At 44.9% G+C, this 13,609-nt stretch carries 11 protein-coding genes and 1 pseudogene; 10 read left to right on the top strand and 2 right to left on the bottom strand.

Annotated features, from left to right (window positions below; translation table 11 throughout):
• Positions 1–20 precede the first annotated feature (20 nt).
• On the top strand, positions 21–974 hold the full coding sequence (locus H8705_RS04785; protein ID WP_262394686.1) for a ribokinase: 954 nt from the start codon (positions 21–23) through the stop codon (positions 972–974).
• Positions 975–1,024: 50 nt separating this feature from the next.
• Here H8705_RS04785 and H8705_RS04790 read toward each other — a convergent pair whose 3' ends face one another.
• A complete protein-coding gene (locus H8705_RS04790; protein WP_262394687.1) occupies positions 1,025–1,219 on the bottom strand; it encodes a hypothetical protein in 195 nt (64 codons plus the stop codon).
• Positions 1,220–1,323: 104 nt separating this feature from the next.
• Between H8705_RS04790 and H8705_RS04795 the strand changes: the two genes are divergently transcribed.
• Complete coding sequence (locus H8705_RS04795; protein WP_262394688.1) at positions 1,324–2,055, top strand: sensor histidine kinase; 732 nt, start codon at positions 1,324–1,326, stop codon at positions 2,053–2,055.
• Positions 2,056–3,663, top strand: coding sequence for a response regulator transcription factor (locus H8705_RS04800; protein ID WP_262394689.1), 1,608 nt, complete (start codon positions 2,056–2,058; stop codon positions 3,661–3,663). It abuts the gene before it with no gap.
• Between the two features lie 45 nt (positions 3,664–3,708).
• Here H8705_RS04800 and H8705_RS04805 read toward each other — a convergent pair whose 3' ends face one another.
• Positions 3,709–6,405 carry a hypothetical protein gene (locus tag H8705_RS04805; protein WP_262394690.1) on the bottom strand — a complete coding sequence of 899 codons (2,697 nt, stop codon included), beginning with the start codon at positions 6,403–6,405 and terminating at the stop codon, positions 3,709–3,711.
• A gap of 443 nt (positions 6,406–6,848) precedes the next feature.
• On the opposite strand from H8705_RS04805, the gene H8705_RS04810 reads away from it, so the two are divergent.
• The 7 genes and pseudogenes from H8705_RS04810 to H8705_RS04840 all read left to right on the top strand — a co-directional run bounded on the left by H8705_RS04810 (position 6,849) and on the right by H8705_RS04840 (position 13,568).
• Entirely contained in the window at positions 6,849–7,694 is an 846-nt protein-coding gene (locus H8705_RS04810; protein WP_262394691.1) for a GDSL-type esterase/lipase family protein, read from the top strand.
• 15 nt (positions 7,695–7,709) lie between these two features.
• Complete coding sequence (locus H8705_RS04815) at positions 7,710–8,192, top strand: DUF4358 domain-containing protein (protein ID WP_262394692.1); 483 nt, start codon at positions 7,710–7,712, stop codon at positions 8,190–8,192.
• A 366-nt stretch (positions 8,193–8,558) separates the two neighbouring features.
• A complete protein-coding gene (locus H8705_RS04820) occupies positions 8,559–9,497 on the top strand; it encodes a magnesium transporter CorA family protein (RefSeq protein ID WP_262394693.1) in 939 nt (312 codons plus the stop codon).
• Between the two features lie 257 nt (positions 9,498–9,754).
• A complete protein-coding gene (locus H8705_RS04825) occupies positions 9,755–10,702 on the top strand; it encodes a 3-hydroxyacyl-CoA dehydrogenase family protein (RefSeq protein WP_262394694.1) in 948 nt (315 codons plus the stop codon).
• On the top strand, positions 10,702–11,799 hold the full coding sequence (locus tag H8705_RS04830) for a zinc-dependent alcohol dehydrogenase (RefSeq protein ID WP_262394695.1): 1,098 nt from the start codon (positions 10,702–10,704) through the stop codon (positions 11,797–11,799). The genes H8705_RS04825 and H8705_RS04830 overlap by 1 nt, the downstream gene beginning before the upstream one ends.
• A gap of 88 nt (positions 11,800–11,887) precedes the next feature.
• Positions 11,888–12,352, top strand: a pseudogene (locus H8705_RS04835) (M24 family metallopeptidase); the annotation flags it as partial.
• A 43-nt stretch (positions 12,353–12,395) separates the two neighbouring features.
• Positions 12,396–13,568 carry a lactonase family protein gene (locus H8705_RS04840; protein ID WP_262394696.1) on the top strand — a complete coding sequence of 391 codons (1,173 nt, stop codon included), beginning with the start codon at positions 12,396–12,398 and terminating at the stop codon, positions 13,566–13,568.
• The last annotated feature ends 41 nt before the right edge of the window (positions 13,569–13,609 follow it).

The raw sequence follows: 13,609 nt of genomic DNA on the forward strand, positions 1-13,609 counted from the left end.
CATAATAGGAGATGCTAGTGATGAATAATAAGAATAAAATTGCAATATTAAGCAGCTATCATGGATGTTATTGTTTAAGCGCCAACCGTCTTCCGGGACCGGGAGAAACAGTTATGGGTCACACCTATGAAGTGACCGCCGGTGGTAAAGGCGGAAGCCAAGCGATTGTAGCGGCGTTCTTAGGCGGAAATGTGGCAACTTTTGGACGTGTAGGCGCCGATGAATTCGGCCGCCGCGCCATGGAAGAATACGACAGTATCAATATTAATCGGGAACAGATGATTATGGATGATACCGTAAGTACCGGAATCGCCGGCATTTATATTGACGACCAGGGCGAAAATGCAATTATTATCGTCCAAGGGGCCAATGGGAAGGTTAGCCGGGAGGATGTAGATCGGGCGGCGCAAGCGATTTATAAAGATGCTTATATTGCCAGCTTCCAGCTGGAGGTAACTACCGATACGGTGGAATACGCTATCGAAAAAGCGCATTCTATGGGACTGATTACGGTGTTGGATCCAGCGCCTGTGATCGACTTTAACCCGAAAATTTATAAATATTTGGATTATATTAAACCCAACGAACACGAGGCTTCCGTATACAGCGGAATTGAGGTTACAGATTTTGACAGCGCTGTAAAAGCAGGAAAATGGTTCTTGGATCAAGGAGTAAAACAGGGTGTCATTATTACTATGGGAAAAGAAGGGTGCGCTTTGATTACCCGAGAGGAAAGCAAATTCTTTAAAGCGCCTTATGTAGAGGCGATTGATTCTACCGGTTCCGGCGACGCTTTCACCGGAGCATTGCTGATGGGGCTGGCGGAAGAATGGTCGATTGACGACGCTATCCTATATGCTAACTGTGCTGGAGCGGTTATGGCTACCAAAGGGGAAGAGGGGACAATTTTTGAATGCTTCCCTCAGAAAGAAGAAACCGACGCCCTGCATAAGGAATACCTAAAAACGCTATAGTAAACTTTATCATATTTAAACTGGCCGCCTCCCTAAAGGAGGCGGCCAGTTTAAATATGATAAAGTCGGGCGGCGTTCCCATAAAACAGATCCTCAGCAATCTTTTCCGCCTGGGATGAGGTGAAAAGCCCATCCTCCATCTTTTGAGAAAGCACCAATGCCACCTGCTTGCGGGCAAGAACCTGATGACCATAAGCCTCGTCTGAAAAATTGCAATCCCCTCCAAAAGCAAAGATTTTAGTCAAGGGGACATTTTCCAGCTATTCACTAAGACTATCGCGGGCGGATTTTGGAGAAATACTATGTGCCCAACACATATTGAGATAGACGTTAGGAAACATTTTACATAATGCTCCTAGCTCATGTTGATACGGATAGCCTAAGCTACCGCATACTGCCCGCGCATATAGCTAAGTCCCACGGGAATGGTAAACTATCCGCCTTACAAGCGCAGATACAACCACACTTTTTGTATAATACGCTGTTTGCTATCAAACAACTGTGCGAATTGGGAGAAACGGAAAATGCCAACGCCATGGTCAGCGGTCTTGCGAATTTTTATCGTATCGGTGTCAGCGGCGGACGAGAGATTATTCCTATCAAGGAGGAGATTTCCCATGTGGAAAGCTATCTGAGGATCCAGCAGATGCGTTATGAAGAGGATTTCTGCTATAGTATCCAGGTGGATGAAACTGTTTTATCCAATACTATCATCAAATTGACCTTGCAGCCACTGGTAGAAAATGCCATCTATCATGGAATTAAAAGCAAGCGTGAGTTTGGAAGGATAGTCATATATGGCAGGAGGGAAGGGGAGAATGTTATCCTGGAGGTTCGGGACAACGGTGCCGGGATGGACAAGGAAACCCTTTTGGGGATTCATAGAATGTTGACAGATACTCAGGTCCATACCAGCCAAAGTTACGGTTTGAAAAATGTCAATACCCGACTGAAACTTCAATACGGGCAAGAATATGGCCTATCGGTGGAAAGTGAAATAGAAAAAGGTACTACAGTACGGGTAATTATCCCAGTGCAGGGAGCACAGCCTCCGGCAGTTCCCCAAGAGGAGGAAGAATAAATGCATAAAGTGATTTTAATTGATGACGATACGATCATCTGTCGTGGAATCAGCCAAACCATCGATTGGCAGGGTAATGGGTTTATCCTATGTGGCGTGGCCAAGGACGCGATTCAAGGTCTGGAGCTAGTGGAAGAATATCGGCCAGATATTGTGATCACCGATATAAAAATGCCGCTGATCAGCGGCATAGAATTGTGTGAGATACTCCAACAAGATTATCCTAATATTAAGGTTATTCTTCTCTCCGGACATGAAGAATTTCACTTTGCCCAGAAGGCAATTGAACATAAAGCATTTTCTTATCTTACCAAACCTATTGAAAGCGAAAATCTATTAAAAGTATTAAAGGACGCAGTGGCCCAAGTGATCAAAGACGCCCAGGTGGAAACATTGCTCAAGGAAAGTATCCCTTTACTTAGACAGAATTTTTTAATCAGCCTTTTGACAAACCGATATGACCGATCAACCCTTTCGGAAAAAATGAGTTTGTTTTCCATTCCTTCTGGGCACTACTGTGCGGTGACTTTATTTCGTATCTGTGATTATGGGGAGAAAGAAAAGTATGAAAGAGAAAAAGCAAAGATGTCTGCCCTTGTTTATTGTGGGAAGGTGTTCTCCTCTCAAAATAATACCAGCCTGGTGGACTATGGAGAGAATGAAATTGTAGCGATCCATGTGACCGATAACCCAGATCAAATGCAAGTGAAAAATTGGCTCCAGGAAAGAGGAGAAGAGATCGTTCATTACTTTCATGATTTCTTGGGACTTACTTGCATAGCTGTTATTGGAAATATTTATGATATGGGAATAAAACATGTTTTCCGCTCTTATGAAGATATTTTGCGGGTGCTCAATTATGATTACACGCTGCAAAAAGGAAAAGTAGTATTCTCCAGCGATTTTTCTTATCCCAGCAGTACGCAGAACCCGACTTACAAAATGAAACAGCTGATCGATAATGTGGTGAAAGCGACTCTTTACCATTCCTGCGAGAATGCGCAGTCGGCAGCACAGAAACTGCGGCAATACTTTGGCAGATACTATCTTCCATTGGATCAAATACGGGCGGAACTAGTCCATTTAGCATTCAGCATTATTGCGCAAGCGGATGATTCAGATCTGCCGGAATATTTGACAGGGCATGGGGAAAATCCAGAGCAAATGGTATCCCAACTTTATAATTGCTCCCATATAGATGATATTTTCCTTCGGCTCCGGCAATTTATTACAGCGGTTTCCCATTATATTCAGGACAAGCAAACCAGCTATCATCAGCGGATGATTATGAAAGCGGTACAGTTTATCAAATGTAACTATCGCGATCCATCGCTTTCTCTAAAAACAACAGCCTCTTTTGTCGGTATCAGCCATTCCTATTTAAGCTTGCTTTTTAAAAAAGAAATGGGCGTCAAATTTTTTGATTATCTGTTGGAAATACGTATGAATACGGCACTGGACTTAATTAAGACCACGGACTATAAAACCTATGAGATATCCGAACTGGTGGGTTATGCCAATCCTCACTACTTCAGCGCCAGTTTTAAAAAATATTTTGGGGTTACTATTTCCGAGGTGAAACGACTAGATACAGAACCTTCCTCATAAACAAAGAACCGGCAGATACCTGCCGGTTCTTTATTGTTGATTGTATTATCTGCCAGTGTTGGGGATCGGTTTACTCGAACCGCCGCCGTTATTGCTATTGCCCCCATTATTATTTTTGTCTGGCAGTTTGTCGCCATCGGCGTCATAGATGATTTTTGGATTGCCGGCACAGATAATATAGTGTCCCAGAGTACGTACACGGGTACGGAACACCGGCTCGTCATTATCATTGGTAGTATATTCAAACAAAGAAGTCACTTTTGCAATTTTACCGTCTACCACCTGATAAATCTGGATTTTATTGGGGGATACGGTTTCCTCCCCATCCTCATCAATGAATGGATTGTTCAAATCCAATACCGCACGGGAAGTACTGTCAATAGTGGAACTGCCTACGAAATTACGAACATAAACGTCATAATTATCAAAGGTTTTTCGAAGTCCAGCTTCCAGTTTGGTTCTCAGTTTAGGATAGAAAGCGGAAGGATTGCTATCCGCTTTAAAGGTTAACGTGGCCAGGACATCACCGTTGTTATTAGACCAGGTGACAATGTTTTTCTCGTTTTCTGTAGGAACGATTACAATACCGCCCTCTCCTATCGTGATGTCATTATCTCCGTTCAGATTGGTATTTTGAATATAGAGACGGATCGGGACGGAAATTCTGTTGCCTTTTTTCAGATAACCGGCAGGCTGCTCTCCCATAAGTTCATAGGCTTCCAGCGTCAGCGCGGATTTCATATAATCGATTTTCGCCCGATATTCAATCCCTCTAGGAGAAGTGGTGCTTGCATTGCTATAAGCGGTATTAGAATCTATCGGAGCGCCCAGGTCATAATAATCCTTGGATAACACTTTGGCTGCCGCCGCCTCTTTGGAATATAATTCATTTGCGCTTACTGTCAAGTTCTTATATACAGAATCCCATAGATCATTACTTTCAGTAGGCTTATTGTTGCCTGTCGGACGGTTGTAGCCGGCAATAGGCTGCCCCAGCTCAGATTCTTTTTGGGCAACATTCTTACAAGCGGCCAGAGCATCCAAGAACTCCTGGGAACCGGTTTGAGTTCCTTGGAAGAGGGCGTTGTTGATATCGCCGTAGGCGATAGCTGCCAACTTGTTGTATTCCTCTGAAGTGGAAGAGGAAGGGGCGTCCTTGTAAGCTTTATAGGCCTCTCGTTCGGCAATCGCTGAGGCGATATCGTTCTCAATGGTTTTTAATTGAGCGAACAAGCCTTCGTTTCCTTGATTAGAGGTCCCTGTCACCAATGGGGTTATTGCAGTAGTGACTGTTATAGCCATTGTTTCCGCAGCAGGTACGACAGCGGGTACGGGATCTAACGTATTAAATGCGCCAGGGACAGTAATATTAGGGGTGTTCACAGCGTTATAGACGGCATAATTAAAGGTAGTGCCTTGATACTGAGCCGGACGCTGGGAAGGGGTTGCGGAAAGGATATTGCCGTTTAGAGCTGTTTTTGTCCCTTCGTAGGTATTCAGGGCGCTGGTGTAGTTTGTCAGGGCAGAATCAAACGTGTTTTTGGAAGCGGTATAATTGTTCAGCGCCTGGTTGTAAGCGCCAGTCAACTGGTTATATACCTCCGCTGTTACTTGACCCGGAATCGTGTTTCCTGCCTGAGCCGCTATATTTTGCGCTGCGGTCTGAAGCTCTGTGAGTTTCGCGCTAAGATCGGCGGCAGCGCTGTTATACGCTTGTACCTGAGTATCAAGAGCGGCGTAGGCATTGTTCAGGGCTGAAATTTTCCCATCCAGTCCCGCAGCGGTAATGCTTTCCGCCTTTGCCGCCCAGTCAGCGCCTAAACTTCCGTTGGCGCTGGTAAAAGGGGGAGTAGCTCCCAGGGCGGTATCTCCTACTTTATTAAAGGCCTCTACATATTTGTTGTGGTTCTGCTGGTAGGTAGGATCGATAGTTGCAGAGGCATTTCTCAAAGCTTCCATCTTAGCAGCCTTGATAGCCGCAAGGGAATTAGCCGCTGGGGAAGAGGAATTCATACTTTCTCCATACAAGGCTTTTAAAGCGGCATCCACCTCTGCGGTAGCGGAATCTAACGCGGATTTATGAGGGGAAACCGTAGAATTTAGCACAGCATCTATATTAGCGGTAGCTTCTTTCAAGGCCTGCTGGAGACGGGCGGTTTCGTTTTTCAGAGCAGTCAGGTCTCCGGATGTAGGCGGAGTAAAATTTTTAGCCTCCACAAACCAGTAGCTTTTGGACAGATTAGGAGTATTCCCCCTATAATAGACTTCCAGCTTGCTTAAAGTATCAAGATTTGCAAAAAGAGTAGGGTCCAGAGCTTCATTGACCAAATTTTTTCTGGCGGTAAAGATCAGCTTAAATTCCGCCTTCAGCTCTTTGTCTGTAGTGGTATCTTTGATAACGATCTCAATACAGGGAATACGTTTGCCATTAAATTTTTTCTCCACAATTTTAGCGGAAGAGATCATACTCCCATTTTTGTCACGATCCAGGGTCATGGTCATTAAATTTTTATCTGTCAAATATTCATATTTGTCATTCAGCTTAATGTAGACGGTCTGGCCGGGCTGAAGCACATCGTTGTTGTTGTCGATGAGACGATCACCGTCACTGCTATAGATACCATAATCAGCGATCAGTTCGGCGGCGTCATTTTTATCCCAAGGGAATGTGGCTGCATAGGCTGGCATACTCAGTGATATGAGCATAACCAAAGCCAATAGTGCGGATAAAATTTTTCTCATTGGTCTACCTCCTTTGAAAATAGAGCATCACAATTCTCTCATAATAGTAGTGTACACAAATGCGGAAAATAATGCTTCTATTTACAAATAATATTATTTTCTTTTACTTTTATAGGCAACATAAAAAAGTTATGACTTGGCGTATAATTTTTCCTAATTTACGACACTAATGGAGTAGTTTGAAGAGCGAAAGGATGAATATTCATGTGGAATAGTTGTTGAAATTAAGATGAAAGTCGGGGGAAAGACCATAAAATCGGAGAATTGTTTTGTGGAAAACTTGGTGGAAAGTGTTTATAACTTTGCGTATATTCATCTTAATCCGGTCGAACTGTGTCGAAAAAAGAGAAAAAAATCAATGGGAATTTGAGTCTTTTATTTTGGAATTAATTGAGGTATAATAAAATTTAATTAAACTTTCCAACGCGAGGAGTCATATAAAAATGGACAAGCCTTTTAAAATAAATCGCGGTCATAATGGCAACAAAGTATGGGTAGTCATAGGCATGGTTGTTTTGGCTGCCTTGTTTTCCTTGGGCGCCGCCGCTTTGTGGCAGAATTTTCAGCAGGAAGATCAACTTGCTCCTTCCCAGCCCGCGCAGCCGTCAAGTTCTGTTTCCGAACCGGAACCGGAACCTGTATCAGAACCGGAGCCGGAACCTGAACCGGAGCCGGCCCTTCCTCAAATCGAAGGAGCTGTGCCGGAAAGCGAACGAGTAAAGAGCAGCTATTTTGACGACGCAGTATTTGTAGGAGATTCGATTACCACAGGCATCCCTCTTTATCAAATTATGGATAACGCTGAGGTTTTGGCAGGGACGGGAATCAACCTGTCCAGTATTTATACAGAGGCCGTAGTCAAACAGGAGGACGGGGAGCGCATTACCATTATGGATGGACTGAAAAAGAAACAGTTCGCTAAGGTATATCTTCTCCTGGGAGGAAATGAAGTGAGAGATATGCCCAAGGATTCTTTTATCCAGAGGTATTCCAGCTTTTTGGACGACGTACGGGAGCTGCAGCCGGATAGTATTATCTATGTACAGTCTATTACCCCGGTGACGGCAGAAAATAATTATAATATGGATAATAACCGCATTAATGAGTATAACGAGGCTTTGGTTGAGTTGTGTGGAGAAAAAAAGGTGTATTTTGTCAACATCGCGGAAGCGCTGAAAGATGACAAGGGAGAATTGCCTTTGGAAGCTTCACCAGCGGACGGGATGCATTTCAATGCGGATTATTATAGAAAATGGTTCGAGTATCTAAAAACGCATACTGTAAGTTAAGGAGATTTTATTTGTATGAAAAAGAGTTTAGCAGCGATTTTAACAGTGGTGATAATTTTGGCGGCGTTTGCCGGATGCGGCGGAAAAGACACTGAGACTTCGGTGGAGCCCCTTGTAAACGACGTAGCCAGTGCGGTCGTGGAAGCCACCGCCTTTAAGGATTCCCTGTCCCAGTTGGAAGGGGATGCGGTTTTCAATATTTATAATTTGGAAGAGAGCCAGCTGGAGGACAAAGCGGTTTATGTGGGTACCGGCGCTACCGCGGAAGAGGTTGCTGTATTCAAGGCAAAAACTGCTGATGATGTGGAAAAAATTAAGGCTGCTATCCAGGAACGGCTGGAGGATCAGACGTTTAACTTCCAGAACTATGTCCCCGGGGAGATGACCAAAATTGAAAATCCGTTGATCGCGGCCAATGGAAATTATGTGATGCTGGTATTAGCGGATGACAGTGCTGCGGCGCAGCAGGCGTTTGACGCTCAGTTTACAGAGAAATAAGCGGCACAAAGGGGAACGGGAACCATTTCCGTTCCCCTTTATTTGTTTTAAATAGAGCGTTTGGAACCAAATACGGCCTTTAAAGACCGTTTTGATAATTTAAGGAGAAGTAGTTCTCGGTAACGTAAAATTACGCTTGCAATCGGCGGATTATGTGATATACTGATTAAGATGGAGAAATAGGCAATACTAAGTAAAAGTGCCTCGTTTCCTCCATAAAAGTATCATAAAAATAAAAGGTATGGAGGTGTCGTTGTGAACCCTGACCCTGGAAGTTGCCCGAGTAGAAACAGCATTTTAAAAAAATTAATACAGGCAGGGGGAGACAGCGGTTTTTGCCCCCTGTAAAAGAAGGGGGTAAGCGCCATGCTTAACTTTTATAAAACGGTGGATAACCGTATTATTAAAATTGATGCGCCTGAAACCGGCTGCTGGATTTCAGTGATAAGCCCTTCGGAGGCGGAAATTGCTTATCTGACAGGGGATCTGGGCGTAGAACTAGATTTCGTCAGAGCCGCTTTGGACGAAGAGGAAAGTTCCCGTATTGAAAGCGAAGAGGACCAGACCCTGGTTATTGTGGACTATCCTGTGGCGGAACAGGATACGGATGAGAATAATACTATTCTTTATACTACGGTGCCAATGGGGATTATTATGACCCACGACTATGTGATTACCGTATGTCTCAATGAAAACCTGTTGATTGGGGAGATGAGCGAAGGCCGGGTAAAGGGGCTTCAGACGTCCCTAAAAACCAGATTTTTGCTGCTGACGCTGCTGCGGGTGGCCGCGCGCTTTTTGCAGTACTTAAAGCAGATTGATAAGATCTCCTCTACCACGGAAATGCGCCTGCATCAATCTATGAGGAACAAAGAGCTGATCCAGTTGTTGGGCTTGGAAAAATCTTTGGTTTATTTCTCCACATCTTTAAAATCAGATGAGATTACCTTGGAAAAAATTCTGCGGGGCCGGATTATCAAATTGTATGAAGAGGACGAGGACCTGCTGGAAGACGTACTTATCGAGATTAAGCAGGCCATCGAGATGTGTAATATTTATTCCAATATTTTGTCAGGAACCATGGACGCCTTTGCATCGGTAATTTCCAACAACCTGAATATTGTAATGAAGGTGCTAACTGCGATTACCATTGTTATGGCCATTCCCAATATTGTCTTTGGTTTTTATGGGATGAATGTAGCAGGGCTGCCTGTGCCGTATGTGTGGATGCCGCTGGTAATCTCGCTGGTATTGTGTGGAATTACGGCGATCATTCTGGTGAAGAAAGATATGTTTAAATCGTGAAGATGTGCTGAACGCACAGAAAAGAAGGTATTCTTTTCTGTGCGTTTTTTGATGTAAATATGTATACGTATTCTTAAAAAGAAGTACAAACTGTACAAATTTTATTTATATCTGATTTAAAAACAACAAAATTGATAAAAAATATTTATTTATATTGTCTTATTGACAGAGGGGGACGAAGATGTATAATAAAAACAAATGAATACGTAATCATATTTGGGATAAATGGCTTTTTCCATGGAAGAATAGGAGGAATTATGAGAGACAGCGTTTTAATTGTGGGCGGCGGAAGGATGGGATGCGGTATCGCAGCTATAGCCGCCGCCGCTGGAAACCGTGTGATTGTAGTGGAAACTTCTCCGGCAGGCCGGCAGGCCGGTCCAAAACAGGTGAGCGCGCTGTTAAAGGAACTGTGCGAAAATCAGCTCATTACTTCCGCGCAAAAGGACAAGGCCTTAGGCGCTGTAAGCTTTGCGGAGGAAATTTCTCCAGCATGTGAACGAGCTTTTTTTGTCATTGAGGCGATTGTGGAAAATTTGGAACAAAAGCAACGGCTGTTTCAGCAGCTGGACAGTTTACTTTCTCCGGAAATTCCCATTGTGAGCAATACCTCCGGACTTCGGATCACCGAGATAGGAAAGTTTGCGGTACATAAAGAACGCCTGGCGACCGCCCATTTTTGGTTTCCTGCCCATTTGGTGCCGCTGGTAGAGGTTGTGATGAGCGATGAGACCAGCCAGGAAACCGCCGTATGGGTAAGAGACACCCTAAAATCCTGGGGAAAAGCCCCGGTCATCGTAAAAAAGGATTTGCCGGGACAGCTTGCAAATCGAATTTTACAAGCGGTGATCCGGGAAGCGTCCAACATTGTGGAAATGGGGCTGGCAAGTCCGGAAGATGTAGATACTGCTGTAAAAATGGGAATGGGAATTCGTTTCCCCGTATGGGGTCCGCTGGAACATGTAGATGCGGTTGGCGTAGATTTATGCTGCAGCGTACAAAATACAGTGCTTCCCGGAATCAGCGATAAAAAACAGGCAAATTCTCTGTTCCATGAAATGGTAGATCAGGGAAACCTGGGATATAAAACCGGAACAGGGTTTTATGATTGGAAAGTAAAGGACATGAAGAAACTGGAAAAACTGCGCAATGATTTTATTATCAACGCAGTAAAGTTTATTAAAACCAGGGAGGAAAAAGATTGATGAACCAGGTTTTTAACATTCCACAAAAGGCTCAGGCATGTGTACTGACTGGTCCGGGGACATTTGAAATCCGGAAAGTACCGGTGCCTAAACCCGGTCCTGGAGAAGTATTGTGCAGAATTGGCGCGGTTGCTATCTGCGGAAGCGACCCGGAAATTATCCGGGGTGATCTGGCGGGCACATGGCCGCCTTCCTATCCCTTTACCGCCGGACATGAATGGGCTGGTACGGTAGTAGTGGCAGGCGAGGGAGTGGACGAATTTAAGCCTGGGGATCGGGTAGCTGGGGAGGCCCATAAAGGCTGCGGCTACTGCCGTAATTGCAAAGAAGGGCGGTATACCATCTGTTTGAATTACGGCAAGGTAGAAACCGGGCATGAACATTATGGATTTATTGTCAACGGCGCGTATGGGCAATATCAGAAATATTCGGTGCGCAGTATTACCCGGATGCCGGACAACGTAAGCTTTGCGGAAGCGGCTATGTGTGACACCACTGGAGTAGCCCTCCATGGGGTGGAGCTGGCAGGAATAACGCCGGGCGGCGCCGTTGCAGTGATCGGTCCGGGTCCTATCGGACTGAGCGCCATGAGAATTGCAAAACTTATGGGCGCGGCAAAGGTGATCATGGTCGGCCGGGGCGTACGTTTGGTAGCGGCTGAAAAGCTAGGCGCGGATGCCTGTGTGGATTTCACTAAATGCGATGATCCGGTGGAAGAAGTGAGGAAGCTTACCGGAGGTATAGGGGTGGACGAAGCGTTTGAATGCTCCGGAGCAAAAGGTACGTTTCATCAGGCGGTGCGCATGGTAAAAAAAGGCGGTAAAGTATCCCTGCTGGGGGTAGCCACCGACGGAGTGATGGAAGAGCTGCCATTTAAATATATTACCCACAATGAAATTGCTATTTTTGGTTCTCGGGCAAATCCAAATACCAGTCCCAAGGTACTGTCTTTAATGAGCAGCGGTCAGCTTCAAGTAAAGGATATGATTACCCATAAGTTTCCCTTAGAACAGTTTGCAGAGGCGTTGGATACTTTTATCCATAGAAAAGAGAACGCCATTAAAGTAGTACTCTTGCCAAATGGCGAAGAGGGCTAAAAAACAGGAGTAAAAGTATTGATTTTGCCTTCGGACATTATCCGGAGACGGAGACTGGTTTTAAAAGCGCAACCCTTACTTTGTTGCCAGCGACCATGTTATGAAAGAAGGGGAAACCACTCTAATTGAGCTGGACGCTTATGTGGACGGCTATTTCTGCGATATGACCCGTACCATGGCAGCGGGCAAACCGTCCGAAAAAGCGGTAGAGCTGTGGGAGATCGTATGTGAGCAGTTAAAGGGCATGATGAGTTTGGTGAAGGCGGGTACGCCGGTGAAGGAGATTTGTGGGTTGGCCCGAGAGATTGCCGTCAACCATGGATACAGTGGGAAGGACAATTTTGTTCATAATCCAGGACATGGAACAGGGCTTCAATTACATGATCTTCCTACTATACATGTGCTCAGCGACGAAGTATTGGAGGAAGGTATGGTATTGGCGCTGGAACCTCATGTGTACATTCCGGATGTAATTGGTATGCGCATGGAGGAGGACGTTGTAGTAACAAAAGATGGATTTGAGCTATTAACCCACTTCCCGTTGGAATTATAATCTGTATAAGAGTGCGGTGATGTTACCGTACGAGGAGGATAAGGTGACAAATAAAGTAAATTTTTATATAGGCACCTATACCCAGCCTATCCTGTTTGGCACAGGGGAGGTAATGTGCGGTAAGGGAGAAGGTATCTATCAAGTAGAAATGGATTTGGATACCGGCAGATTGACCCAGACCGGTTTAATAAAAAATGTCGACAATCCCTCCTATTTAAACCTATCACAAACGCAGAAAACCATATATGTGGTTAACGAACTCAAAGAATATGGAGGGATAGAGAGCGGGTCTGTGAGCGCTTTTTCTGTAGACCCGGATACAGGGAATTTAACCTTGTTAAGCCGTCAGCCCACCTATGGGACCGACCCTTGTCATGTGGCGGTTAGTCCCCAGGACAGCCATATTGTCGCAAGCAATTTTATGAGTGGAAGCATCTGTTTATACCCGATTTTGCCAGATGGAGGCTTGGGAAAAGCGGCACAGTTTATTCAGCATCATGGGAGCGGGCCGGATCCTCGCAGGCAAAGAGGGCCGCACGCTCACTCCGCTACTTTTGATAAGTCAGGAAAATATGTGCTGGTGCCGGATTTGGGAATTGATAAAGTGATGATTTACCAATTCGACCCCCAAAAAAACAGTTTGACCCCAGCGTCACCATACCAGGCTGCCCCCGGGGCTGGTCCCAGATATTGTGAATTTCATCCTTCCCTGGATATTTGTTATTTAATCAATGAACTGGCCTCTAGTATTTCTGTACTGGAATGGTCCAATGAGACAGGTGCTCTGCGCCATCTGCAAACGCTTTCTACCTTGCAAGAGGGGAAAAAGACAGAGAATATCTGTGCGGATCTGCATATCACTCGGGACGGAGAATTTCTGTTTGGCTCCAACAGAGGGGATGATACGATTGCTATGTATCATCTGGAACCAGACGGCCGGATGGAATATTTAATGAATGTTTCAACCGCAGGGAAAACGCCCCGTAATTTTATTATCGATCCTACGGACCGATATGTAATCGCGGCCAATCAGGATAGCGATAACTTAGTGGTATTTGCGCTTGATAAACAGCGGGGCAGACTGGATAAGGTATCTGAACTTTCTATTCCAACCCCTGTATGTATCCGCATCGCCTGCGAATCATCTAAGCAGGTGAAACCGGTGGAAGAATCCCAGCTCGCCGCAGGAGAAAACCTGAGACTACATATGGCGTAAATCACGAGAATATAGAGGTATATAGGCTATTTGAGGGCGTT

It is taken from the genome of Youxingia wuxianensis (genome assembly GCF_014385085.1).
In the GTDB taxonomy this organism is placed as follows: domain Bacteria; phylum Bacillota; class Clostridia; order Oscillospirales; family Ruminococcaceae; genus Youxingia; species Youxingia wuxianensis.

What these genes read in the sequence shown, in the direction of transcription:
- H8705_RS04785 (WP_262394686.1), top strand. Translation starts at nt 21, where the DNA reads ATGAATAATAAGAATAAAATTGCAATATTAAGCAGCTATCATGGATGT.
- H8705_RS04795 (WP_262394688.1), top strand. Translation starts at nt 1,324, where the DNA reads ATGCTCCTAGCTCATGTTGATACGGATAGCCTAAGCTACCGCATACTG.
- H8705_RS04800 (WP_262394689.1), top strand. Translation starts at nt 2,056, where the DNA reads ATGCATAAAGTGATTTTAATTGATGACGATACGATCATCTGTCGTGGA.
- H8705_RS04805 (WP_262394690.1), bottom strand. Translation starts at nt 6,405, where the DNA reads ATGAGAAAAATTTTATCCGCACTATTGGCTTTGGTTATGCTCATATCA.
- H8705_RS04810 (WP_262394691.1), top strand. Translation starts at nt 6,849, where the DNA reads ATGGACAAGCCTTTTAAAATAAATCGCGGTCATAATGGCAACAAAGTA.
- H8705_RS04815 (WP_262394692.1), top strand. Translation starts at nt 7,710, where the DNA reads ATGAAAAAGAGTTTAGCAGCGATTTTAACAGTGGTGATAATTTTGGCG.
- H8705_RS04820 (WP_262394693.1), top strand. Translation starts at nt 8,559, where the DNA reads ATGCTTAACTTTTATAAAACGGTGGATAACCGTATTATTAAAATTGAT.
- H8705_RS04825 (WP_262394694.1), top strand. Translation starts at nt 9,755, where the DNA reads ATGAGAGACAGCGTTTTAATTGTGGGCGGCGGAAGGATGGGATGCGGT.
- H8705_RS04830 (WP_262394695.1), top strand. Translation starts at nt 10,702, where the DNA reads ATGAACCAGGTTTTTAACATTCCACAAAAGGCTCAGGCATGTGTACTG.